The following is a 25,579-nucleotide window of genomic DNA, read 5'->3' as shown; positions in this document are numbered from 1 at the left end:
TATAGCTCACAAAAATAGAATTAAAATTTGTTCTATTTAACTCTATCAAAAATAATTTTAACAGAATTTGCTATGGAATAAAAAAATCCTCGGCTATACTTTCTAATACTTTATAATTAATAAGGTTATCATTCTTATGATGTTCTTCCATTTTAACCAATCCAACATTAATAGCATACCATTCAATAATTTTTGTTTTACTTTTCGAAATACCAGAAAAGGATATTTTTTCTGTAGAAATTCGATAGCAATTAAATTTTCCGGCAGGAGTTTCAATATTTTCCTTCCCATCAACTTTTCGGTTGATTAATAAAACATTCATCGACATAAGAATAGAACCTGTTCCTCTCAAAATATTTGCCTGGCAAGTGGCTTCAGGTAGTATTTGCCCGATTTTTGGTTTAAGGGGTAACATAACACTATCAGCATTTATTTTAACAACCATTCTTTGATAAGAATCTAGTTTTATAGGATCCAGATATCGTTCCGAACCCATAAAAAAATTAGAATCTATATTGGTGAAATGAAAGTATTGGTAAAAGGTATTTTGTTTTGCTGTAGTTATTTCCGATTCAATATTAAATTTTAATGAACCGTGTTTATCTTTTGATTTACCAGAAAGTTGCCAAATCTCAGTATATAACTCTCTATTTTTGTGATCGTATGTAACATATTTGGCCTTAAAATTTCTTTTAGAAGGAATATATGAATAATCTCTCTGTCCGAAAGCTAAAACGCTAGATAAAAGAATTAATAATATACTTGAATAAAGAATTTTCATTAGTAAAGCTTACATTTTAGGTAGTATTAAAACTTAAATTTACGGAAATTATAGCAATCATAAAATTATCTTATCTCTTATTTTATAAACCATTGGGCAGATCTAAATTAGAGTTAATTAGTTAAATTTCCTATATTCGTCATTCTCAACCTCTAAATCAACCTGCTTGTTTAACAGAGTAAATAATTAGTATGAAAAAAAGTATTATTGCGGGTTTAATTTTAATATGTTCTCTTTATTTTGTATCCTGTAGCAACAGTAGCGATACTATAGATGATTCGGTAAATATTGATAAAGATGAAATTTTAAGCTTGGTAAACGAAGTCCGAATTTCAGGCGTTTTTTGTGGAGAAACTTACTATCCACCTGTTGAAAAATTAAGTAGAAATAAAAAATTAGAACAGGCGGCTTTACATCACAGTCAGGATATGTCCGACAATAATTTTTGTGAACATAAATCATCTAATGGTGATTACTTTACGGATCGTTTAATTAAATTTTCTTACAATTACATTTATGCTGGAGAAAATATTGCAAATGGATATAATAACGAGTATGTGGTAGTAAATGCCTGGTTAAATAGTCAGGGACATTGTGCCAATATAATGAATTCTAATTATACTAAAATGGGAGTGGGACGAGAGGGGAATTACTGGACCCAGGATTTTGCCACACCTAGACAATAGCATATAAAAAAACCACTCCGAGCGTTAATCAGAGTGGCTTTAATCTGTTTGTTTGAAAAGCTTTAAGTTTGTCTGTTAAAACTTAAATTAATTTTTTTTGAAGCGAACTATTCTGATACTACTTCAAATGAGATCTCTACTTTCACTTCTTTGTGAAGTTTCACAGTAGCAGTATATTTACCAATCTCTTTTACAGCGTCTTTGATAGAAATCACTTTTCTGTCGATATCAAATCCTTGAGCAGTTAATGCTTCGGCAATTTGAATATTATTTACAGAACCAAAGATTTTACCAGTAGTACTAGTTTTAGCACCTAAACTTAAAGTAACACCTTCTAATTTTTTAGCAATTTCTAATGCTTCGTTTTTGATTTTCTCCTCTTTATGAGCTCTTTGTCTCATATTTTCAGCATGCATTTTTTTAGCAGATTCAGTCGCTAAAACAGCAATACCATTAGGAATCAAGTAATTTCTTGCGTAACCATTCTTAACAGTTACGATATCATTCTTATACCCTAAAGTATGGATATCTTGTTTTAAGATTATTTCCATTTCGTTTCCTCCTTCTTTAAAGATTATTTCATCATGTCAGTTACGTATGGCAGTAATGCTAAGTGACGAGCACGTTTAACAGCAGTAGCTACCTTTCTTTGATATTTTAAAGAAGTACCTGTGATACGACGAGGTAAGATTTTTCCTTGTTCGTTTAAGAATTTTTTCAAAAACTCAGGATCTTTGTAATCAATATACTTGATTTTGTTTTTCTTAAAACGACAGTATTTTTTCTTTTTGATCTCAACTGAAGGTGGGGTCAAATATCTGATTTCTGATTGATTTTGTGCCATGACTTATTTCTCCTCTTTAGTTTTAAGATTTCCTTTTCGTTTAATTGAATACTCAAAAGCGTATTTGTCAAGCTTGAAAGTTAAGAAACGAATGATCTTCTCATCACGTCTGTAATTTAATTCCAATTTCTCGATTAATTCGCCTGGAGCATCAAATTGAAGCAATTGGTAAAAACCAGTGCTTTTTTTCTGAATTGGATAAGCCAACTTGCGCAGTCCCCAGTTCTCTTCATTTACGATCTTACCGCCACCTTCTGTGATAAGAGCCTTGAATTTTTCTACCGCTTCCTTTACCTGAGCCTCAGATAAAACGGGAGTTACAATGAAAACGGTTTCATAATGATTCAACATAACTTAAATAATTTAATTAATACTTAATAATTAAGTGTTTTTTATTGAGCCGCAAAATTAACTATTCTTTTTTGATTTTTCAAGAATACTTGATTTTTATTCGGCTACAGCCTACAAAAATAATAAATTGATTCAGAGTTTTATAATATAAAGGAGGAAAGTATGCTTAATAAAACTTAAATTTATGAAAACATTTGTTCTTATCCTGTTTTAGCTCCAAATTTTGCCAAGCTATTTAATTTTTTGTAACTTATTAGTAGAACTAAAACTAAACTAAGGCTTATGAAGGACAGGATGATAACATTAGCAACATATAGTTACTCCAGAGCCCAGCTGCTTAAAACTCGTTTAGAATCGGAAGGAGTGGAGTGCTATTTAAAAAATTTGAATATGATACAATCTGCCATTGGTGGTGGTGTTAAAGTTCGAATAAAAGCTGGAGATCTTAATCGTGCTCTTAAAATTATCGAAGAACTCGATTTAAGTTATGCTCAGGAAGATTTGGATAAAAGTTTTCCTCAAAAAAATTTAGATGTGAATAGAATATTGGTTCCAGTTGATTTTTCGGATTTCTCACCAAAGCTTTGTGACTATGCGGTTGGAATTGCCAAAAAATTTAATGCTGATATTTTATTGTTTCATACTTATTTTGCTTCAGCAATAGAATCGGTTCCATTCTCGGATAGTTACACCTACAACTCAACAGTAGTGGAAGTACTATCGGAGGTGGAAAAAAATGCTAAAGCGCAAATTAAAGAGCTTTATTATGATATTCGTAATAGGCTGGAATTGGACAAGTGTAAAGGAATTGAAGTAGACTATGTAATAAGTGGTGGAACTGCATCTTCTGAAATTTTAAATATGTGTGCTAAATACAAACCCGATTTAATGATTATGGGAAGTAGGGGAGAAACTGCTGGAACAACAAATTTACTAGGTAGTGTTGTTTCAAATGTATTGGAAGAATCAGAAGTTCCTGTTTTAATACTTTCCGATCAGGGTGAACATGTTGATTTAGATAGCGTTAATAATATTATGTACGCAACAGATTTTGACAAAGCAGATTTTAAGGCCATAGCGAATTTAAAATACATAACGAAAGCTTATGATATGAAAATTCATTGTGTCCATTTTCAGGAGAAAGAAAGTGATGATCCAATAGGAGAGCATAGAATGCAAGTTCTTAGAAAATATTTAAAAAGAGCTTTAGGAGATTCGGAAGTGAGTTGCAGAATTATTCAAGAGAATGAAAAAACTGAGGGGATAGAAAAATATACTCAAGATCATGACATCGGTTTAATTGCCATTCTAGCTAGAAAGCATAATTTATTGCAGCGCTTATTTATCGGACAAATGTCTAGAAAATTATTTATAAAAACACATATTCCGATTTTAGTTTTTCATTAAATTAATAGGAATTAATATAAAAAAAGACGCAATTTTGCGTCTTCTTTTTATATTAATTCTCCACGTAAAATAGGATCATCACTATCATTTGAAATATCAGTGATTTTAAGTTTATAAAACTGATTTATCTTAATGTTTCTGCCATGGAATTCTATCGGAATATAATTTTCACCATATCCTTTAGCTTTATCATTTTCGATTTTTTCCACAAGTACAACTTGATCTTTTCCAATAAATGATCTTCGATATTCTATTTTTACATCTTTAGAAATTCCTCTTAAAATTTTGCTTCGTTTAGTTTTTATATGTTCATCAATTTGATTTGGCATTCTTTCTGCTCGTGTTCCTTTTCTTATAGAGTATTTGAACGTATGAACATGTCCGAAATTTAATTCTTTTATTAGCTGACAACTTGCCTTAAAATCTTCATTACTTTCATTTGGGAATCCTATAATTATATCAGTAGTAATATTAAAATAAGGGTTTTGTGTTTTTATTTTAGTAACTATCTCTTTAAATCGTTTTACTGTATACATTCTTCGCATTTGCATTAAAATCGATTCTGATCCACTTTGCAAACACAAATGTAAGTGAGGTGTCATTTTTGGATGATTCAAAAGGTTCAAAAATTTATCTCCAAACCCATCGGGTTCAATCGATGAAATTCGTAAGCGAAAATCTCCTTCTAATTCTAGAATTTTCTCAACTAAATCATCAAAATTAGTTTCTTTAAAATTATATCTGCCAATATTTACCCCTGTTAACACAATCTCTTTTGCTCCATTAGAAATAAGCGTTTTAATATTTTTAATAATATCTGAAACGGCTCGACTAACGGCACGGCCTCTAACGGAAGGAATAATGCAGAATGTACAAAAGTTATCGCAACCATCCTGAATTTTAACCATACTACGGGTATGAAACCCCTTGCTTGTTGATTGATAGGAAAATAGATCAGAATTTAAATTTGAAGGGTGTATAATTTCCCCCTTATAATGAGCCTCAACAAGCGAAAATACAGATGATTTTTGATCATTTTCAACTACATAATTAATCTCCGATTTGTTTTCCAGTTCCTCTTTGGCATTATTAGCCATACAGCCGGTTACGACTAAAACTGAATCAGGCTTTCTTCTATTAACCTGATTAATAAAATTACGCGATTTATGGTCGCTTTGATGAGTAACAGTACATGAGTTAATTACATATACGTCAGCCTCTTTTTCAAAAGAAACCGATTCATAACCATTCTCCTGAAACTGTGAAACCAAGGCATCAGTTTCATATTGATTTAAACGACAACCTAATGTTTTAAACGCTACTTTCTTTTTCACTTTATACCACCTCTTTTTTTAACTTAATTAGTTCTCCTTCTACCGAAAAATCGGCTGCTGAAGTTATTTTGATATCAACAAAATTTCCAATAAGCATTTCGTTATTCGATAAAAATCGCACGTTTATTTTTCCTTCTGTTAATCCCATTAAATAACCTTCATGACGAGCTTTTCCTTTCACCAATAACCTAAAAGTTTTGCCAAGCATTTGCTCATTATAATTTCTGGAATGTATTTTTAAATCTTCCGTTAACTGTCGGTGTCTTTGTTTTTTAATATCCAGATTAACATCATCAAACCACCTATGACTAAGTGCACCAGGCCTAGGTGAATACATAGCTATATATGCCATATTGTATTTAAACTCAGCCATAGCTTTTCTGGTATTTTCGAATTGCTCATTACTTTCGCCTGTAAAGCCAACGATAATATCGGTAAATAAAGTTGCTTCTGGAATTAATCTTTTTACCGTATGAACAATTTGTCGGTATTTTTCCATGCCATGTTTCCGATTCATGTGAATTAGAACTTTATCATCGCCAGATTGTAAGGGTAAATGAATTTGTTTTGCTAAACACTTATAATTAGCAATTACTTGAATTACTTCATCTGTCATATCACGTGGGTGTGGTGAAGTAAAATAAATCCAGAATTCATTATTTAACCTTGTGCCCAATTCACCAATCATCCTTAATAACTTAGGAAAATCGACTTCATTTCCATTTTTATCTAGTCCATACGAATTAACATTTTGTCCGAGTAGGCTTATAGATTTATATCCTTTATTTACTAAATTTTCTATTTCTGCTACAATTTCAGCCGAAGGGCGAGATACTTCACGACCTCTTGTGTATGGAACAGCACAGAAAGAACAAAATTTATCACAACCATTCTGTATGGGAACAAAAGCTTCAAAATTAGAAGTGTAGTTTGGTTTTACATTCCAGAATTCAGAGATATTTTCATTTTGAGAGTCGAAACCTTGTTGTAAACCAACGGGCGTAGCTACACCGTACTGCCGAATCATTTCAGGTAAGTTTGGTAGATCTTTCATTTGGAATAAAATATCAAATAATTTTAGAAATTTTTTCTGGTCTGATGGTAAGACACAACCAGAAACAAAAGTCACCAAATTACGTTTGTTTTTCCACCTATTCCATTTATGGATTTTTGAATATACCTTGTCAATAGCTTTTTGTCGAACAGAACAAGCTAAAATTCCAATTAAATTTGCTTCTTCTTCCTGATCTGTCCATTGATAGCCCATTTTTTCAATAATAGATCTAACTCTCTCACCATCAGAAGTATTCATCTGGCAGCCTAATGCAACTAAATGATATTTCATATTAAAACAATTATAATTTTTAAAAGTAAACTTCGGTATGTATTGGCCCTAATGTAATTCCTTGTTTTTCAAGAATATCATAGGCTTCGTAAATCATGTGGCAATTGCCGCACAAATAGCAAATTGTATCCGAAGAAACGGGGTTTAATTTTAGATATTCAGTAACTCGTCCATGAAAATTACCAGTATTTTCTCGGGATGTGCATAATACATAATTTCCATTTTTATATGTATCACGTTCATAGGCTTCATTTTCTTGTCTAACACCATGAATTAAGGTATAATTCAAATTTGGATGTGTTGCAACAAAACTATGAATTGGTGATATCCCAGTTCCTGTTGCAATAAATAAGAATTTTTTAGTTTCTAACTCATTTTCTCGCAAGGAGAAATGTCCAAAAGGGCCATCAACATCTAAAAAATCTCCTGGTTTACATTTTCTTAATTTTTTAGAAACTAATCCTTCATCAATTTCTTTTATTAAAACTTCAAGATATTTATCCTTTTCCGAACTATAAATTGAATACTCTCTTCGATCTATACTACCGGAAAATCCTAAAGTAATATACTGACCGGTTTTAAATGTGAAATTATTTTTTTCCATCTGAATAACATAAGTAGATGGATTTAAATTTCGTATTTCGATAATTTTATGTGATCTCATAATTGTATTAAATTTTACTTGGAAATAATATCGATATAAATAACATTATATGGAATCATTTCAAATAATTAATTGCAAAACAAAATAAAATTTACGAGAACAACAAGTAGTAAGGGATCTTATTATCTTATTTTTAAACGAGCATATAAAATTTTAATAAATTTTACAAAAACCGAAGTAAAAGATCTATAATGATCGTATTTAAATACCTACTAGTTTTTTAGTTTAACTATTGATTATAAATCTTTTAAGTGCTTTTTTGAAGGTGTTAAACTTGCTGACAATTTAATATTTATTAATAGTGTGTACATTAATAAGGAATATAGCAGGGATTTTGATTTTAGATGCAGATAAAATGTAAACTTTAACTAAGTCTGATAGAGAAATATTTATAATATCAACTAAGTGAATAGTTTTCCGAAATTAGAATTATATAAGGAGTTTTTTTAAATACAGAAATTTTTAAAATAGGAAAGAAGAAATTAAAATTATTTCAATAGAGATTCAAAATACTTTTTGACTCTTCTTAAAATAAATACATTTAATATTTTAAGAAAAGTAAGAATTAATCCACATAGCGAAATATTACGATTCATTAAAATTTTGTAATTCATAAATGCAAGAGCAATGTTTTCTCGTTCAAGAACAAGAATTGAAAATTACTAGGTGTGATTTTTTATCTAAAATTTCAGGTAGTCGATTTGAGTATCATTTTAACTCTTTCTGATAAAACATTATCATGTTTCTTTTAATATTGATATTTTCAAATTAATAGACAAGCAATAGAATTCGGTTTATTGCACTATTAAAATCTAACATTAATTATTTCAGACTAGTTAGATCTATAAAGAAAATTAAGCTTTAAGTGTCATAAAAAAATACATTCTATAAAATGCAATGATTTATGTAATTAAGAAGTGCTATTTAAAGTGTAGAATTAGATTTACTTTAAAATTTTAACAGCAATAAATTTGATATATTCTTTATATTTCATGTACGAGATCCTCTATGATTTCATCCCACGATTCCCATTAATCAAAACAAAGATAGGGAACATTTCTTTCAATTATCTTAAGCGAATTATTCAATGCATTTTTATGATTATTTGCTTGAAAATAAAATCGTAACTACCAATTAATGCAAGATTGAATATGTTCTAGTCGATATTGCCAGTTTTGATTGTTTTCTGTAATATCTTAAGGTCTTCTTTTTGTTCGAATAATTCTCTTTGTAGCATATTTTTTTTTGATTTTGTATAAAATCATTATTTCCACCACTCATTTTCTACTAAAATTTCTCAATATTTTCTTTATTTAAATTATCTAAAATCTCTTGAAAAACCAATTCTGGAATTCACTTTGAGTTAGTCGTAAGAGTTAGATTTTAAGAAGATTAAAGACTTTTCGTCGCAGGCTCAACTATTCATAAAAAGAATCCATTTAGTTCTCATTGCAATAATTTTTAATCAGTAGAGGTAAATCTTTTACATCTTCCCAATCCATTTGAGCACAAACCGATAATCTTAATCTGGCCGAACCTTTAGGTACAGCTGGAGGCCGTATAGGGAAAGTTAAATATCCCTTTTGATGAAGATATTCAGCTAAATTTACACATTTTTGACTATCACCAATTAGTATTGAAATTATATTTGAATTTCCATTCGTTTTTATGTCAAGTTCGATTAACTTTTTTCGTAATTTATTCGATAATGTAATTAAATGTTCACGTTCCATTTTCATTTTAACAATGGTTCGTAGCATAATATAATTCCAACTAATAACAATTGGGGGTAATGCGGTTGTAAAAATAAGGGATCTCATTTTATTTATCAGGTAATCCTTTATTATCGAATCGCATATTATAAATGCACCTATCGAATTCATTGCTTTTCCGAAAGTTCCGATTAGTAGATCTACTTCCTGTATGCAGTTTTTTTCTTCAGCTAAACCGAGGCCCTTTTCTCCTCTTACTCCTAAGGCGTGAGCTTCATCAATGTATAAAAAGCAGTTAAATTTCTTTTTAATTTCAATTAATTCATTAATATTAGGTTCATCACCATCCATACTAAAAATAGATTCGCTAACAATAAAAACACGATCGTACTTATCTCTTTTCTCAGTAAGTATTTGTTTTAAGCTATTACAATCTTTGTGTTTAAATCTTATGTAATCGGCACTGGAAAGGCGTATGCCATCAATAATACTTGCGTGATTTAGTTTATCACATAATACTAAATCTCCCTTTGAGGCCAAAGCAGATAAAATACCGATATTGGCATGATAACCTGAATTAAAAAATAATGAAGCTCTGCCATAAAGATTTTCCAATTCATTTTCCAGTAAATCGTACTCCTTAAAGTTACCAGTTAATAAGCGTGAAGAACCAGATCCAAACGAATTACCTTTAGGTCGTGGGATGTTTTTTTTACTCACTCCAAGATAATCATTCGACGATAAATTTACTTTTATGTCGTTTGGAGAGATCTTTTTTAGGCTTCTTAAATTACCTGCCTCATTTAATTTGTCTAGTTCTTCCTTGTATTTATTTAAATAATCATTCATCATTAAAATATCATCTTTAGGCAGCTTTTAATAGATATTTATGTATAAAAAACATACTTTTATAATTTATGTCGTTCGAATTTAAAGGATTATAATATTTGAAAAATAGCATTCACATGTCATTATCGGTAATTCTCTTTTATTTATCGATTTACATTCATGGCTTCTTTTACTACAAGAACACCAATAACATTTAATATTCTCATATTTGGTGCATTTTCAATGCTGAATATAGATATTAATTGTTCTGTTAGAATACTTTTTAATATCATGATACTTTCTTTATAATTCGAGTTAACCTCAATAAATATAGGGTATATCAAAGGTGCAAATTCTTTGAATTTTCGTAATTATTGTATGATATATAAAATATTTCGAATACATACTAGAAATATTCTACTTAAACTTAGGAGTTGCAAATCTATTTGAAAATAAAATATATTGTGGTGTTATTCTATCTACGAATATGTCAATGTTTTATTTAAAAATATCACATTCGCAACAAATAGCCACTTTACCTTAGCAATCCTAGTATACGCCTCACTTTATATTAATATTTTATCATATTTATTGCAACTTACTCTTAATTAATTTATGGATTAATGATAGTATAATTTTATTGTTTTTCTTCCTGAATTATAGATTTCGATAATTTTTCTTTCAAATAAAAATTGTTTGTAAAACTAAAATTTATTCAGTTAAACACATGTAATTACTAATATTTTTAAAACATGTCAATTTAATAAATACAAAAAATGTTATTAGTTCGTTAAAAGTAAATCCGTAATCCATTAATTGGTAATATTTCTTTTTATTTGTTTCAATTTTTAAAAAACTCAAATTTGAATCTATTAACTTCAAATTGAAATTAACCGATAATTAAATTAAAACATATGAAAATATTAAGAACAATAAGCTTTATTAGTATAGCTTTAATGCTTTGTTTAAGTTCCAATGCTCAAAAGATCTATAATCCTGGCGCCGATGCAAAAAAGGATATCGAAAATGCTGTTAAAAAGGCTAAAAAAGGAGGGAAACATGTTTTAATTCAAGTTGGTGGAAACTGGTGCCCTTGGTGTATAAAAATGCATAAATTTCTAGAAACAGATCCAGATGTGAACCAATTATTAAAGAAAAATTATGTGTTTTTAGAAGTAAATTATAGTAAAGAAAATAAAAATAAAGAAGTACTTAAATCTTTAGGATACCCACAGCGATTTGGTTTTCCGGTAATGGTCGTTCTTAATTCTAAAGGTGAAAGATTACATACTCAGAATACTGGGAATCTTGAGAAAGATAAAGCTTATGATTCAAGAAAGGTTAAATCTTTTCTTTATAATTGGCGCCCTGATGCTCTTAATCCTGAGTATTACAAGTAAAACTTTAATTCTTGTTAATTTTAGACTAAGAACTCTGTTTTTATTTGTATAAAGAAATAAATGTATTTTCTTTGTATCCAATAATGAATTGAAAGAAAAATTAATACTAAAAAATAGAATATTATGACTATTTCAAAAGATAAGGTAGTTTCAGTTATTTATGAATTGAAAACAGATCCTACGGGTGAAATTATTGAGAAAGCTGCAACTGAAACTCCACTAACATTTTTATGTGGTGCTGGTCAAATGTTGGAGAAATTTGAAGCTAATCTTATGGGATTAAAAGTAGGTGATGCTTTTGATTTTAAATTAGAAACAGCAGAAGCTTACGGTGAGGCTTCAGAACAAGCAGTAATCGAATTGCCTAAGAATATTTTTGAAGTTAATGGTGAGTTTGATACAGAGGTAATTAAAGAAGGTAACGTTGTTCCTATGCAAGATAGTGCCGGACGTAGAATGAACGGTATTGTTTTAGAAATTGCTGATGAGACTGTAAAAATGGATTTTAATCACCCATTAGCAGGAGATGACTTATTCTTTAAAGGAGAAGTTATTGAAGTTAGAGAAGCTACAGAAGAAGAAATGAAAGCTGCTTATGCACCACAAGGAGGTTGTGATAGTGGAAGTTGCGATAGCGGAAGTTGTGGAAGTTGCTCTTGCTAATTTTATTTCTATAAAATATTTTAAACCCGAAAGTCATTGGCTTTCGGGTTTTGTTTATTTATTCCTTAAAAACTATCTTTAAAAAATCTATAAAAACTGAAGATTATGTGGAAGCGATTACCTCTTTATGTGAAAATTCTGATTGGAATGGGATTAGGAATTATAGCTGGAATGTTGGCTGTTTATTTTAATTTTACAAAATTTACCAACGATTGGATTAAACCATGGGGTAGCGTTTTTCTGAATTTATTAAAATTAATTGCAATGCCATTAATTTTTGTATCTCTGGTTAAAGGAATATCTAGTCTTTCAAATATATCTAAGCTTTCTAGAATAGGTCTAAAAACCATATCATTATATGTAATATCTACAATTATTGCAGTAAGTTTTGGTTTGTTACTGGTAAATAATTTTGAGCCTGGTAATACTTTTCCCGATCACAAAAAAACTGAACTTCAAGAGCGGTTTGGATCTGCAGTTATTGTCAAAAAGGATCAGGCCGAAAGCTTAAAAGAGGAATCTCCATTGCAATTTATAGTTGATATTGTTCCAGACAATTTCTTTAAAGCTGCAACCGACAATTCCAAAATGTTGCAGGTAATATTTTTTGCAATCTTGTTTGGTATTGCAATGGTGATACTTGAAGATAAAAAAGTAAAAGTTGTAAGAGAATTTTTTAATGGTATCGATGCTATTATTCTTAAAATAATAGATCTTATTATGCTATTTGCACCCTACGGTGTGTTTGCATTAATTGCAGGACTAATTGTCGATTTTTCTGGTGATATTGATTTATTTACAGCCTTGGGATATTATGCCATTACAGTTGTTGGTGGATTGCTAATAATGATTTTCCTGATATATCCTTTGTTGTTGAAAATTTTTACTCCCATAAAATACACTGATTTTTATAAAGCTATTTCCCCAGCTCAGCTTTTGGCATTTTCAACCAGCTCTAGTGCAGCAACACTTCCTGTTACAATGGAATGTGTCGAAAATAAAATGGGGGTTTCCAACGAAGTGGCCAGCTTTGTTTTACCAGTAGGTGTAACTATTAATATGGATGGTACAAGTTGTTATCAGGCAATTGCAGCAGTTTTTATTGCTCAGGTTTTTGGTGTTAATTTAGATATATACGATCAGCTAATAATTGTTGTAACAGCAACACTAGCTTCCATAGGAACTCCTGGAGTTCCGGGTGGAAGTATCGTTATGCTTATTATTGTACTAACATCTGTAGGTATTCCAATCGAAGGGCTTGCTCTAATATTAGGTATTGACAGACCATTGGATATGCTACGAACGGTTGTTAATGTTACAGGTGATGCTACAGTATCAACAATTGTAGCCAAAACCGAAGGAAAATTAAATTATAATCCAAAAATTATTATAAAAAAAATCTAGGCATACAAGTACTATAAACATTGAGATGCAGAATTTTATATTACATTTTGTCTAACTTTTTTCCATTTTTCATGAACAAAAATCATTGAAGTTTGTTTCCTGTTTGAACCATAAAATATAAAGATATGAAATTCAGGAATTACAAATTTAGTTTGGGACTTATACTCCTTTTAGTCGCATCGACAATTAGCTTTTCATGTGAAGATGATGATGATGATTTACCACAGCCAATGCCTATGGAAGAAAATATCGTAGATATTGTTGTTGGTAATAGTGATTTTTCAATTCTTGCTGCTGCTTTAACAAAGGCCGATTTAGTAGGAGCACTTAATGGAAATGGACCATTTACAGTTTTCGGTCCTACGAATGCAGCTTTCCAGCAATTATTCACAGATCTTGGAGTTTCAGGTTTAGATGACTTGAGTGCTGAAGCTCTTACTCCAATTCTTTTATACCACGTTTTAGGTGTAGAGGCAAAATCTAATACACTTACCGATGGCTATGTGGAGACGCTTAGCACTTTTACTCCTGGAGATTTTCCAATTAACCTTTTAGTTAGTCTAGATAATGGTGTGCAGCTTAATTCGAGTACTAATGTTACCTCAGCTGATGTTATGGCAAGTAATGGCGTAATTCATATTATTGATAATGTATTACTTCCGCCAGATGTTGTTGATATAGCTATTGCCAACGCTTCATTTACTCACCTTGTTGATGCTGTTTTAAAAGCAGATTTAGCAAGTGCTCTTAAAGCAGAAGGACCATTTACAATTTTTGCACCAACAGATGCAGCTTTCGAAAGTTTATTCGACGAATTGGGAATTTCTGGAATCGATGATTTAACAGCTGAAGATCTAGTGCCAATTCTTACCTACCATGTTGTTTCGGGTAATGTGCGTGCTGCCGACGTAAGTACAGGAAGCGTTCCAACATTAAATACTGAAGCTGATATTGAAATTGATGCAGAAAGTGGTGTTGTTTTAAACGGATCAACTAATGTTATAGCTACTGATGTTCAGGGTACAAACGGTGTTGTTCATGTTATAGATAAAGTATTAATTCCTAATGCAGAGGAAGAGCAACAATCTATTGCAGATATTGCATCAGCGAATAGCGATTTCACAAGTCTTGTTGCTGCTTTAGATAAAGCCGAGCTAGTTGAAACTCTTGATGGAGAAGGAATGTTTACTGTGTTTGCACCAACGAATCAGGCCTTTCAGGATTTATTTACAGATTTGGGAATTTCGGGAATAGATGATGTTTCAGCCGAAGATCTTACTCAAATTTTACTATATCATGTGCTGGCTTCAAAAGTTATGGCTGCTGATATTAATACTGGTTACGTAGAAACTTTAGCAACCAATAGTCCTGATATGGATCCTGTAACCCTTTATTTAAATAATGAAGATGGTGTTTACTTGAACAAAGAAACAATGGTAACCACTGCTGATATTGAGGCTTTTAATGGAGTTATTCACATTGTTGATAAAGTTCTTTTACCTCCTAATGTTGTGGAAATTGCAATAGCAAATGCTAGTTTTGAGCACCTTGTTGCAGCAGTAGTTAAAGCCGATTTAGCAGGGGCTTTAAGTGATGATGGACCATTTACAATTTTTGCTCCAACTGATGCTGCTTTTGAAGCTTTATTTGTAGAACTTGGTGTTAATGGAATCGAAGACTTAAGTGCTGAAACATTAAGCCCAATCTTACTATATCATGTAGTATCAGGAAATGTTAGAGCCGAAGATGTAACAACTGGCATGGTTCCAACTCTGAACGAAACTAATGATCTTAATATAGATACAAGTTCAGGTGTAGTTATTAATACCAACACAAACGTAGTAGCTACTGATGTTCAGGGTACAAACGGTGTTATTCATGTAATCGATAAGGTATTATTACCTGAATAATCAATAATTATAGTGCAATAAAACCTGCTGCCAGAATGCAGGTTTTATTTTTTTTGTTTAGATTTAGCAATAGTTAAACCTAAGTTAACATATATTTCCCACACTAATCAATTTTGATATGAGCAAATATTCCATAAAAGACCTCGAAAAAATTACAGGTGTAAAGGCTCATACTATCAGAATATGGGAGAGAAGGTATGGTGTAATTCATCCCGAAAGAACCGAAACAAATATTAGGTTGTATTCCGATAATGATTTGCGAAAACTGTTAAATATATCGATGCTAAATTCAACAGGCATTAAAATATCTCAACTGGCTAAACTCAGTAGTTTAGATTTGGAAGCAAAAATTTTAGAAATATCCCGATCCGATAAAAATATTGGTTTTCATATCGAAAAATTAACCTTGGCAACGATTAATTTTAATGAGGAATTATTTGAGTCTGTATTAACAAAGTCCATTTTAGAGAGTGGAATGGAAGCTACAATAACATCGGTTCTTTTTCCTTTTTTCGAAAGAGTAGGAGTGCTCTGGCAGGTTGGTTCCATAAACCCGGCACAGGAACATTTTATTTCTAATCTTATCCGGCAAAAATTATTCGCATCCATTAATTCCTTATCAGGAAAAGCTCTTGTTAATGCACCAAAGGTTATACTTTATCTTAAAGAAGGAGAATTGCATGAAGCCGGAGTTCTTTTTTACAATTATATTCTTCGTAAAAATGGATTTCACAGTTTATATTTAGGACAGGATTTACCTTTTAAAGATCTAATTACTGCTGTGCAAACTTACCAACCTAATTATATCATAAGCTCTTTTATTTCACCAATGAAATTAGATGATCTAAATTCATATCTATTGAATTTAGATAAAGCTTTTTCGGATATTAAAGTATTGGTAACAGGTTTACAATTAAAGCAGAAAAGTGTAATTATACCTAAGCGCTTTAAATTAATCACTTCGCCTGAAAAACTAAAGGAACTTTTACACTTATTATAGAAAAAGACAAAGTACTCTTATTTATACAAACAAATACACTTCGCATAAAGGTCAATATAACAGGCTGATGCGGAGTTTTCTTATTTAGAATAATCCTTATTTATTGTACGCGAACAGTTTATGGAATTGACTTTTGTTTAATGTTTTTGTATATTTATTAGACAAACCAAAAAAGATATCATCATGACTACAATAGAATTTAACAATACTATCGTTAATTTAGAAGAGCAACTTAAAGTATATGCATACAAATTAACAAGTAATAGGGAAGATTCCTTGGATCTTTTTCAGGAAACGGTTTTAAAAGCATTTGTTAACAAGACAAAATTAAATCATAATAATTTGAAAGCCTGGCTTTATACTATTATGAAGAATTTGTTTATTAATGCATACAGAAAAAAAATAAAGCAAAGAGAATGGATTGCTCAGGAAACAAATAGTAACTTAGGTAAAGTTAATGTAAGTTTTGAAAACCCTCATTCTCAGCATAATTATAAAGATATATTAAAAAAATTAGAGTGTTTGGATGATTACCTTAAAGGTCCTTTTAAAATGTTTTTAGAGGGCTTTAAATACAAAGAAATTGCGGAACATTCTAAATTACCCATTGGCACTATTAAAAGCCGAATTTTTCAGGGACGTAAAATACTAACAGAACAATTAGTTGATTATGCATAAAAGAAGAGTCGGTTTAATTCCTGCTCATTTTTAAACGATAATTAATCGGGGTTTATTACCTTTGTAGCAAACTAGGGAATTATTCTCGTATTACTAAATTAAAAATAAACAGATGGCTAGTAGAAGACGCTTAAAAAAGGATATCGATTATCTTTGTTTTGTAGTTATTTCGGATTGTTACAATTACAATTATTTACACCCTGAAAAACAAGATCAGGTATTGGAAATTGTAAGAGATACAATTATTGGCAGAAACGGCCTGATTGCACGTGTTAATCACCCTGATGGAAAAAATAATCCTAAAATGGTGAAAGCTCATTACAAAGCTATTTTTGCTGACTTGATTAAGAATGTTGATGAATCATTTAGCAGATTAAGTGCTTTAATCAAAGAAAAATAATTTTCTGAAAAAGATATTTTAATAGCTTTGCATTTAGCAAAGCTTTTTTTATGCCCGAAAAAATAGTAAGACTTGAAAATATAGGAGATATTAGCTTCAGAAGCAACAAACGATTCAAGCGTTTATCTATTCGTATGGCCCCAAACAAAGGAATCTGGATTAATCTACCTCCCGGAGTTTCTTATCAGGAAGCTATCGATTTTGCCATCTCAAACAAAGAGTGGATTAAAAAAAATAAATACAAAAATGACTTAAAGGAAAGTCGAAAAACGATATTTAATCAGGAGACTTTATTTCAAACTAAATATCATCAATTAAAGATTAATTCGGGAAATGTAAAGTCCTGTATTTCTCGTTTATCAAATGGTATTTTGCAAATTACATACCCTAAGCAAATTAGTGTCGAAAATGAAAAATTTCAGGAATTTGTAAGAAATTCTATTATTGAAACATTACGAAGAGAAGCGAAATATTATCTTCCAAAAAGAATAGAATATCTTGCTAAACTGCACAACTTTAAATATACTTCGGTACAAATCAAAAACACAAAAAGCCGTTGGGGATCATGTACTCATGAGAACAAAATTAATTTAAGTTTACATTTAATGCGACTTCCCGAAGATCTTTCTGATATGGTAATATTGCATGAGCTTTGCCATACTAAGGTGAAAAATCATTCACAAGAATTTTGGGATTTATTGGCACAACATTGTACTAATTTAAAGTTTAAGCGAAATCAAATAAAGAAATTTTCAATAAATATTATTTAAGAATGAATCAGGAAACCTATATTATAATTGGTTTAAGTGTATTTGCATTTTTAATAGGAATCAGACTTAAAAAAAGTCTTAATAATAAAAAAAGCAAAATAACAAATAAGAATAAGCCCAGGAAAAATAAGAATCAGGAAAAAGAGACACAAACATCTGCAATAAAAGAGAAAATAAAGAGAATATTTACAATTATCATGTTAATATTAGTTTTTGCATTGCTTCTGTTTATGATACCTGCTTTAAGCAGAGATTTACTAAGTAATAGTAAGATTAACCAGAACTTAGTTTTAAGGATTATAATTGTAGTATTTTCAGTCTACATTCTATTTATGGGCTTTGTTAAAATAAGAAAATCTAAATAAATGAGTTATAGGCTTCTTATTGGCTAAATTCCAATAAAATATAAGTTAATAAAATAGTATTTAAAAAGTGTGAAAGACAGTATTTATGTGTCTTTCACACTTTTTTTTGTGTTTTAAAGCTCTTTAGCAAGTGATATTTGTAAAATAATTGCCCATTAGTCGTGAAAAATGGAAACAAAATACTGGTAAATTTCACAATATACAGGATAAATCTGCTTAGGTAATTTACAATTTTAATATGGTATTGTAAATTGGTTCTCAATTTACATATTACAAAAGTAACTTGTATATGGATTACAACATTAATCCATTTTTATGTAGTTTACATTTATAAATGTATCATTGTAAATAGTTAATGTATCTAATGACAGCGTAAATTTTAACTTTGTATTGCATTTATCATTTTGTTACAAGTTTAATATTTCACCTATAATCGCATAATTAACATCTAATAATCAATATTTTAACTTAAATAAATAAAGAAACACTTTAACTAGGTTGTTTAGTTATGTAATAAAACAATAATTATAGGTGTCTATTGTAAACTTTTAATACATATATCGCTTATTACTTGATATTTATGCAAATTATCTACAATATTACTTTATTAAATATTTTTAATAACTCTCTAGTTAGTGTATTATTTTTGTAAATTAATTAAGAGGTTAACAATTCACAAAATTAATCCATTGCTATACTGCTATTATACATAGGTATTAGATATAATATAATGATATTTCACGCGAAATAAAGAATCGAGATCTAAAGAATCAATATTAAAGTACAATTACTATAATTTCACTAATAGCTGGATTATTGATACTTATAAGGATTAGTTTGTGTGACATTTGTAAAGTAAGTATTTGTTACACGAAAAATTCAATTGTTACACTTGTTAATTACAAAAGTAACTTTTGCAATTCTTTGAATTTTGCTTTTTGTAAATTATTTTATATGTTTGTAACATTAATATCAGTTAACATCTGTAAAGACTTTAAATACTTCTACTATGATTAAAAATCGAATTGTTCAATTAATAAATAGCGAAGGCCTAACTTCTTCGAAATTTGCCGATAAAATTGGAGTTCAGAGATCTAGTATCTCTCATATTTTGTCTGGTAGAAACAAACCTAGCTTTGATTTTATTCAAAAAACTATAAATTCCTTCCCTCATATAAATGTAGATTGGATAATTACGGGAAATGGAGAAATGTATAAGCAGGAAAATAGCTCTTTATTCGATGTAACAGATGCTCCTGAGCAAAAAGAAGAGGAATCACCAACTTATTACCCACCTAAATTAAAAAAAGAGACCTCCAAATCGAAAAGCACTCCCGATCCGGTACTGGAAATGAATGCCTTTGTTCCTGGAAAGCAAATTGAAAAGGTTGTAGTCTTTTATACGGACAAAACTTTTAGAGAATACAATCCTTCTTAAGCAATTTTTAAATTATCTTTGCCTGAATTTATTTTTAAATAGATAAAATATTTCTAGGCACCATGAAAAAATTAGTACAAGACTTTGAAGTACTACGTAAAGAAGACTTAAATGAAGATCATTTTGTGCTGGATGTAAAGGCTTTAGAGCCATTACCTAAAATATATCCCGGACAATTTGTGAACGTTTTGCTTAAAAATTCCAATTCTGCTTTCTTAAGAAGACCTTTATCAATCCATTTTGTTGATTATGATCGTAATGTAATAAAGCTTTACATTAAAAAAGTTGGAGAAGGCACGAAAAAATTGGGCGAACTCGTAGAAGGTGATACTCTAAATATCATTTTTCCTTTGGGAAACCAATATTCTATTCCTAAGAACTCTAATACACTGCTTGTTGGCGGTGGATGTGGCGTTGCTCCTTTGCTTTATTTGGCAAAGCATTTAAAAGATGCTGGCAATAAAGTAACTACAGTTTTGGGAGTACGATCAGCTAAAGACATAATAGAAATAGATGCTTATAAGGCTTATGGTGAGGTCTTTACTACTACCGAAGATGGTACTTATGGCGAAAAAGGATATCCTACTCAGCATTCTATTCTTGAAAAAGAAAAATTCGATCATGTTTTTACTTGCGGACCAGAACCTATGATGAAAGCTGTAGCCGCTTATGCACAAAAGAAAAATATTTTTTGTGAGGTATCTCTCGAAAACACTATGGCATGCGGTTTTGGTGCTTGTTTGTGCTGCGTAACCGAAACAAAAACAGGAAATAAATGTACTTGTACCGAAGGACCGGTATTCAATATAAATGATCTGAAATGGTAAATTTAGGAGTTAAACTTAAAGATCTAAGCTTAAAAAATCCAGTTATGACTGCTTCCGGAACCTTTGGTTTTGGTGAGGAATTCGAAGATTTTATTGATCTAAGCAATTTAGGAGGCATTATCGTAAAAGGGACTACCAGACATCATCGCGAAGGAAACCCTTATCCTCGCATGGCCGAAACACCTTCTGGTATGCTTAATGCAGTTGGATTGCAAAATAAAGGTGTAGAAAACTTTTGCAAGGATATTTACCCAAGAATAAAGCATTACAATACCAATATTTTAGTAAATGTTTCGGGATCTGCCATAGAAGATTACGTAGAAACTGCTGCTATGATTAACGAATTAGAACAGATTCCAGCAATTGAACTGAATATATCATGTCCTAACGTAAAAGAAGGTGGTATGGCATTTGGAACAAGCTGTGCTTCGGCTGCTTCGGTTATTAAAGAGGTTCGAAAAGTGTATAAAAAGCACTTAATGGTAAAGTTATCTCCTAATGTTACAGATATTGCTGAAATAGCTAAGACAGCTGAAGGTGAAGGAGCCGATTCGTTGTCTTTAATTAATACTCTATTGGGTATGGCCATTGATGCCGAAACAAGAACTCCTAAGTTATCAACCATTACTGGTGGATTATCGGGTCCTTGCGTAAAACCAGTAGCTTTGCGTATGGTTTGGCAGGTATTTAACGCAGTTAAAGTTCCTGCTGTTGGCTTGGGAGGCATAATGAATGCAAAAGATGCCATTGAGTTTATACTTGCGGGTGCAAGTGCTATTCAAATTGGAACAGCTAATTTTATCGATCCTCAAATTTCTGTAAAGGTTGTTCAAGGTATTGAGGAATACATGATCAGACATAACATACAGAATATTAATGATTTAATTGGAGGATTAAAATTTCAGTAATTAGATTTGTTTAATTAAAGAATAAAATCTTTAATAGGAATATATGAGTTTACAAATGTAATTACATTTGTAAACTCTTTATTTTATACGATTTTGTAAATATAATTTATTTGCCTGTTATTACAGTATAAAGTACAGATATAAAATATGTTACACGGACACGGAGACGACGGATATAAGTTTAAACACGATATTGTAGCTAATTTTAGCACAAATGTTTGGTATGGAGGCTATTCTCAGGCTTTAAAGAATCATTTAATAGACAGTTGGAGCAAAATTAATTCGTATCCTGAGGCTTCAGCGGAAAGCCTTGTTGCAATGTTGGCAAAAGATTTAGGATTAGATAAAAGTATGGTAATGGCTACCAATGGTGCTACCGAATCCTTTTATCTTATTGCTCAATACTTTAAAAATCAATCATCTACAATTATTATTCCTACTTTTTCTGAGTATGAAGATGCGTGTATTGTAAATAATCATGAGCTATATTTTATGAATTGGAATGAGTTAAATTCTAGTTCAAGATTTAAGTCCCAATTGGTGTGGATATGCAATCCTAACAACCCTACTGGTTCGATTTTAAAGAAAAATGTTTTAAAATCTCTGTTGGAAACAAATAAAAATGTAAAATTTATTCTCGATGAAGCTTATATTGATTTTACCGATAATATTACTTCAGCAATAGATTTAATTTATAATTATGAGAATTTGATAATTGTAAAATCTTTGACAAAAAACTTTGCAATTCCCGGCCTGAGATTGGGATATTTGCTTGCCAATAAGCAATTGGTACAGAATATGGAATTCTACAAGCCTCCATGGACGGTTAATTCGCTGGCAATTGAGGCTGGAAAATACTTAATTGAACACAAAAGTGAAATATTGCCACCTGTAAACTACTATAAATCAGCATCGAAAAAATTACAGGAAAAATTAAATAATATTTCTGGTTTAAAAATTCACACCTCAAAAACTTCCTATTTTTTAATCGAACTAGAAAAAAGCACATCTTTTGAGTTAAAAAATTATCTTATTTCTAATTTTGGGATACTAGTTAGAGATGCAAGTAACTTTCGTGGATTAAATTCATCTTTTATTCGGATTGCTACTCTGGATGATAAAAAAAATCAATTGTTAATTGAAGCATTGCAAAAATGGAGCAAATTAAATTAATTATACTTCCTCTTATAATTGGCTATATTTTAGATCTAATTTTAGGAGACCCTAGAAAACTTCCTCACCCTATTATTGGTTTTGGAAATACCATAGCTTATTTCGATAAAATATTAAACAAAGGAAAATTTCGATTGCTTAAAGGCTGTATTATGGCTTCTTTTCTCGCTCTAATGGTTTATTCTCTGTTTTTCTTTTTGTCTGAATTTTTACTGGAAATTAACGAAATTGGATTCATTGCATTTACCAGTGTTTTTGTTTTTTACGGGCTTGCTAATAAAAGTCTATTACAGGAAGGAATCGAAGTATTTCATCATTTAAACAGCAAAGGATTAGAGGCTGGAAGAAAGCGATTATCATGGATTGTTGGACGTGATACATCAGAATTATCCGAAAAAGAAATTCGTTTGGCTGTTTTTGAAACTTTATCTGAGAATTTATCGGATGGTGTTGTGGCTCCCTTATTTTATTATGCCTTAGGCGGTGTTCCGGCAATGATGTGTTACAAAATGATTAATACAATGGATTCGATGATTGGCTACAAAAGCGAAAAGTATATTTTGTTTGGTAGGTTTGCTGCGCGAATGGACGATATTGCCAATTTTATTCCTTCCAGAATTACTGCTATTTTAATGGCTTGTGTAAGTTTAAGTTTTCGCTCGGTGCAATTTATTTTTAAATATGGGAAAGCTCATATTAGCCCCAATGCTGGTTATCCCGAAGCTGCTTTGGCTGGTATTTTAAATTGCAGATTTGGTGGGCCTCATAATTATGGTGGTAAAACAGTACATAAACCCTTTATTGGAAAACACGATCGTGACATTAAAGACTCTGAAATTAAACGCATTGTATATATTAATCATTCTGTTTGTTTGCTAAGTATTCTCATTATAATAGTCATCAATTTTCCTTTTCATAAACTGTTATAAAAAAGAAAAATTTTATTTACCACAGCTGTATTAATTTGTAACTTCACCTCTTTAGAATTATAATTATTTTACACTAAGAAGAAAAGTGATGATTCACCTAATAACAGGCGGACAAAGATCTGGAAAAAGTAAAATTGCCGAAGATTTTGTTCTTTCAAAAACAGAAAATCCCATTTATTTGGCTACATCCAGAGTTTGGGATGAAAATCACGCCAAAAGAATCGAAGCCCATAAAAAAAGAAGAGGAAATCAATGGTGTAATATTGAGGAAGAGAAATTTTTGAGTAATCATGATTTTTCGGGAAAAATGGTTTTACTTGATTGTATTACTCTTTGGCTAAACAACTTCTTTTTTGATAATGGCGATAATGATGAACTTACGCTTAAGCAATGCATTGATGAATTAGACAAACTGTTTTCGCAAAATTGTGATCTTATTATAGTAAGTAATGAATTGGGTATGGGTGGTAGTCCGGAAAATAAGTTAGCTTATCGTTTCAATGATCTTCAGGGGTCAATTAATCAGTATATTGCTAAAAAAGCTGATCTTGTTACTCTTGTAATTTCTGGAATTCCTGTCAACATTAAAAATACACTTTAATTTTAGCTATCATGACTAAATCTATTTATTACACATTATTTACTGCTCTTATATTTCTAGGTATAATATCCTGTAGGAGAGTTGAAATTAAATCGGAAAGTCATATAAAAGTTGGTGTTTTTAATAAAAATGGCGACAGTCCCTGGTGTATTCTCGATGCCATGGAAGCTTTAAAAATTGATCCGAATATTAATTGTGAAATTATTTCGGCCAGCACAATACTTTCTGAGGATATTTTAGATTTTGATGCCATTGTTTTTCCGGGTGGTAGTGGTCGTAGTGAAACCCAGAGTTTGGGTGAAATTGGAATGGACCGTATTGTAGAACTTGCTAAAGATAAAGGAATTGCTATTGTTGGTATTTGTGCAGGTGCTTATATAATGTCGAATACGCCAGACTATCCTTGTTTAAAACTTAATGGTTTTAAAGCTACTGATATTGAACATGATCACAGGGGACATGGTTTGGTGAAATTTTCATTAAATGCGATTGGAAAGAAAATATTTCCCGAATTGGCTAATCGCAGTGTTTCGTACTGTCAATATTACGAAGGCCCTGTTTTACTTCCTGCCAAAGACTCAGTAAAAGGAATGGAAATCAGTACAATGTTATCTGATGTACACACAGTTGAAGGTAGTCCAAAACACATGACAAATAATCGACCTTTTATTGTTTGTGCTAATTATAAAAATACAAAAGTAGCTTCCTTTGTCGGTCATCCTGAATGTACACCTGGTATGAGATGGATGTTGCCAAGAATTGTTCGCTGGACTACAAATTCGGAATTAATTTCTTATCCAAAATCTGTGGTTCGCCCTGATTTCTATAAAAGCGAAATTATATACACCAAAGAGATTCAGGAACTTCAATCGAAATATTATTCAAATTTATCGGGCAATAAACAGGAAAAATTAGAAGGTATTGACAAAATTATTGAATTGGCTTGCTGGTCTTCTAAAAAGTGGATTTCAGGAATGCTTCGAGATAAAGACGCCGATGTTAGAGCTAAAGCCTCGGATGCACTTGTTTTGCTGGAACGAACAGATGCAATTTCGGATTTGGAAGTTGCTTTAAATAATGAGAAAAACGATGATTGTAAGCTTCAATTAAAAGAAAACTTGCAAAAACTAAAAATAATTCTTGGGAAAAATAGAAAATAAT

At 30.7% G+C, this 25,579-nt stretch carries 27 protein-coding genes; 18 read left to right on the top strand and 9 right to left on the bottom strand.

Features of this window, described 5'->3' with window-relative positions; translation table 11 throughout:
- Nucleotides 1–70: 70 nt before the first annotated feature.
- Nucleotides 71–781, bottom strand: coding sequence for a TapB family protein (locus tag ACT3CE_RS16875; protein WP_444710948.1), 711 nt, complete (start codon nt 779–781; stop codon nt 71–73).
- A gap of 191 nt (nt 782–972) precedes the next feature.
- On the opposite strand from ACT3CE_RS16875, the gene ACT3CE_RS16870 reads away from it, so the two are divergent.
- The gene (locus ACT3CE_RS16870; protein WP_444710947.1) at nt 973–1,467 is read left to right on the top strand and encodes a CAP domain-containing protein; all 495 of its coding nucleotides are present in this window, start codon (nt 973–975) and stop codon (nt 1,465–1,467) included.
- 107 nt (nt 1,468–1,574) lie between these two features.
- On the opposite strand, the gene rplI is transcribed toward ACT3CE_RS16870, so the two are convergent.
- From rplI to rpsF, 3 genes are read right to left on the bottom strand one after another with little or no spacing between them, the layout of a single operon-like run.
- Nucleotides 1,575–2,018, bottom strand: a complete 444-nt coding sequence (gene rplI, locus ACT3CE_RS16865; protein WP_444710946.1) for a 50S ribosomal protein L9 — start codon at nt 2,016–2,018, stop codon at nt 1,575–1,577.
- 23 nt (nt 2,019–2,041) lie between these two features.
- The gene (rpsR, locus tag ACT3CE_RS16860) at nt 2,042–2,311 is read right to left on the bottom strand and encodes a 30S ribosomal protein S18 (RefSeq protein ID WP_054721204.1); all 270 of its coding nucleotides are present in this window, start codon (nt 2,309–2,311) and stop codon (nt 2,042–2,044) included.
- Nucleotides 2,312–2,314: 3 nt separating this feature from the next.
- Entirely contained in the window at nt 2,315–2,662 is a 348-nt protein-coding gene (rpsF, locus tag ACT3CE_RS16855; RefSeq protein ID WP_444710945.1) for a 30S ribosomal protein S6, read from the bottom strand.
- A 282-nt stretch (nt 2,663–2,944) separates the two neighbouring features.
- On the opposite strand from rpsF, the gene ACT3CE_RS16850 reads away from it, so the two are divergent.
- Nucleotides 2,945–4,069, top strand: coding sequence for a universal stress protein (locus ACT3CE_RS16850; protein WP_444710944.1), 1,125 nt, complete (start codon nt 2,945–2,947; stop codon nt 4,067–4,069).
- A 47-nt stretch (nt 4,070–4,116) separates the two neighbouring features.
- Here the strand turns inward: ACT3CE_RS16850 and mtaB are convergent, their stop codons facing one another.
- The 5 genes from mtaB to ACT3CE_RS16825 form a co-directional block, all read right to left on the bottom strand.
- Nucleotides 4,117–5,403: a tRNA (N(6)-L-threonylcarbamoyladenosine(37)-C(2))-methylthiotransferase MtaB gene (gene mtaB, locus ACT3CE_RS16845; RefSeq protein ID WP_444710943.1), complete on the bottom strand. Its 1,287-nt coding sequence runs from the start codon at nt 5,401–5,403 to the stop codon at nt 4,117–4,119.
- Between the two features lies 1 nt (nt 5,404).
- A complete protein-coding gene (miaB, locus tag ACT3CE_RS16840; RefSeq protein WP_444710942.1) occupies nt 5,405–6,748 on the bottom strand; it encodes a tRNA (N6-isopentenyl adenosine(37)-C2)-methylthiotransferase MiaB in 1,344 nt (447 codons plus the stop codon).
- A 19-nt stretch (nt 6,749–6,767) separates the two neighbouring features.
- Nucleotides 6,768–7,412 (bottom strand): ferredoxin--NADP reductase, encoded by a 645-nt coding sequence (locus ACT3CE_RS16835; protein ID WP_444710941.1) that lies wholly within the window; start codon nt 7,410–7,412, stop codon nt 6,768–6,770.
- Between the two features lie 1,439 nt (nt 7,413–8,851).
- On the bottom strand, nt 8,852–9,976 hold the full coding sequence (locus ACT3CE_RS16830) for an aminotransferase class I/II-fold pyridoxal phosphate-dependent enzyme (protein ID WP_444710940.1): 1,125 nt from the start codon (nt 9,974–9,976) through the stop codon (nt 8,852–8,854).
- A gap of 140 nt (nt 9,977–10,116) precedes the next feature.
- Complete coding sequence (locus ACT3CE_RS16825) at nt 10,117–10,296, bottom strand: hypothetical protein (RefSeq protein WP_444710939.1); 180 nt, start codon at nt 10,294–10,296, stop codon at nt 10,117–10,119.
- Nucleotides 10,297–10,866: 570 nt separating this feature from the next.
- On the opposite strand from ACT3CE_RS16825, the gene ACT3CE_RS16820 reads away from it, so the two are divergent.
- The 16 genes from ACT3CE_RS16820 (at nt 10,867) to ACT3CE_RS16745 (ending at nt 25,578) form a co-directional block, all read left to right on the top strand.
- Nucleotides 10,867–11,352, top strand: a complete 486-nt coding sequence (locus ACT3CE_RS16820; RefSeq protein WP_444710938.1) for a thioredoxin family protein — start codon at nt 10,867–10,869, stop codon at nt 11,350–11,352.
- A gap of 123 nt (nt 11,353–11,475) precedes the next feature.
- Entirely contained in the window at nt 11,476–12,015 is a 540-nt protein-coding gene (locus ACT3CE_RS16815; RefSeq protein ID WP_444710937.1) for an FKBP-type peptidyl-prolyl cis-trans isomerase, read from the top strand.
- Between the two features lie 105 nt (nt 12,016–12,120).
- Nucleotides 12,121–13,419 (top strand): dicarboxylate/amino acid:cation symporter, encoded by a 1,299-nt coding sequence (locus ACT3CE_RS16810; RefSeq protein ID WP_444710936.1) that lies wholly within the window; start codon nt 12,121–12,123, stop codon nt 13,417–13,419.
- A gap of 125 nt (nt 13,420–13,544) precedes the next feature.
- Nucleotides 13,545–15,329 carry a fasciclin domain-containing protein gene (locus ACT3CE_RS16805; RefSeq protein ID WP_444710935.1) on the top strand — a complete coding sequence of 595 codons (1,785 nt, stop codon included), beginning with the start codon at nt 13,545–13,547 and terminating at the stop codon, nt 15,327–15,329.
- Nucleotides 15,330–15,447: 118 nt separating this feature from the next.
- On the top strand, nt 15,448–16,329 hold the full coding sequence (locus ACT3CE_RS16800; RefSeq protein ID WP_444710934.1) for a MerR family transcriptional regulator: 882 nt from the start codon (nt 15,448–15,450) through the stop codon (nt 16,327–16,329).
- 183 nt (nt 16,330–16,512) lie between these two features.
- On the top strand, nt 16,513–17,007 hold the full coding sequence (locus ACT3CE_RS16795; protein WP_444710933.1) for an RNA polymerase sigma factor: 495 nt from the start codon (nt 16,513–16,515) through the stop codon (nt 17,005–17,007).
- A gap of 112 nt (nt 17,008–17,119) precedes the next feature.
- The gene (locus ACT3CE_RS16790; RefSeq protein WP_444710932.1) at nt 17,120–17,407 is read left to right on the top strand and encodes a hypothetical protein; all 288 of its coding nucleotides are present in this window, start codon (nt 17,120–17,122) and stop codon (nt 17,405–17,407) included.
- A gap of 50 nt (nt 17,408–17,457) precedes the next feature.
- Nucleotides 17,458–18,177, top strand: coding sequence for a M48 family metallopeptidase (locus ACT3CE_RS16785; protein ID WP_444710931.1), 720 nt, complete (start codon nt 17,458–17,460; stop codon nt 18,175–18,177).
- A 2-nt stretch (nt 18,178–18,179) separates the two neighbouring features.
- A complete protein-coding gene (locus tag ACT3CE_RS16780) occupies nt 18,180–18,542 on the top strand; it encodes a hypothetical protein (RefSeq protein WP_444710930.1) in 363 nt (120 codons plus the stop codon).
- Nucleotides 18,543–19,551: 1,009 nt separating this feature from the next.
- A complete protein-coding gene (locus ACT3CE_RS16775) occupies nt 19,552–19,980 on the top strand; it encodes a helix-turn-helix transcriptional regulator (RefSeq protein ID WP_444710929.1) in 429 nt (142 codons plus the stop codon).
- Nucleotides 19,981–20,042: 62 nt separating this feature from the next.
- On the top strand, nt 20,043–20,807 hold the full coding sequence (locus ACT3CE_RS16770; RefSeq protein WP_444710928.1) for a dihydroorotate dehydrogenase electron transfer subunit: 765 nt from the start codon (nt 20,043–20,045) through the stop codon (nt 20,805–20,807).
- Nucleotides 20,801–21,715 carry a dihydroorotate dehydrogenase gene (locus tag ACT3CE_RS16765; RefSeq protein WP_444710927.1) on the top strand — a complete coding sequence of 305 codons (915 nt, stop codon included), beginning with the start codon at nt 20,801–20,803 and terminating at the stop codon, nt 21,713–21,715. The genes ACT3CE_RS16770 and ACT3CE_RS16765 overlap by 7 nt, the downstream gene beginning before the upstream one ends.
- A gap of 147 nt (nt 21,716–21,862) precedes the next feature.
- Nucleotides 21,863–22,888: a pyridoxal phosphate-dependent aminotransferase gene (locus ACT3CE_RS16760; protein ID WP_444710926.1), complete on the top strand. Its 1,026-nt coding sequence runs from the start codon at nt 21,863–21,865 to the stop codon at nt 22,886–22,888.
- Nucleotides 22,870–23,817, top strand: coding sequence for an adenosylcobinamide-phosphate synthase CbiB (gene cbiB / locus ACT3CE_RS16755; RefSeq protein ID WP_444710925.1), 948 nt, complete (start codon nt 22,870–22,872; stop codon nt 23,815–23,817). The genes ACT3CE_RS16760 and cbiB overlap by 19 nt, the downstream gene beginning before the upstream one ends.
- An 88-nt stretch (nt 23,818–23,905) precedes the next feature.
- Complete coding sequence (locus ACT3CE_RS16750; protein WP_444710924.1) at nt 23,906–24,418, top strand: bifunctional adenosylcobinamide kinase/adenosylcobinamide-phosphate guanylyltransferase; 513 nt, start codon at nt 23,906–23,908, stop codon at nt 24,416–24,418.
- 11 nt (nt 24,419–24,429) lie between these two features.
- Nucleotides 24,430–25,578: a BPL-N domain-containing protein gene (locus tag ACT3CE_RS16745; RefSeq protein WP_444710923.1), complete on the top strand. Its 1,149-nt coding sequence runs from the start codon at nt 24,430–24,432 to the stop codon at nt 25,576–25,578.
- The last annotated feature ends 1 nt before the right edge of the window (nt 25,579 follow it).

This window comes from Marinifilum sp. RC60d5 (genome assembly GCF_052400665.1).
In the GTDB taxonomy this organism is placed as follows: domain Bacteria; phylum Bacteroidota; class Bacteroidia; order Bacteroidales; family Marinifilaceae; genus JBQTGK01.
Note: the sequence above shows the minus strand (reverse complement) of the source record. Positions and strands in the feature narration are given on the sequence as shown.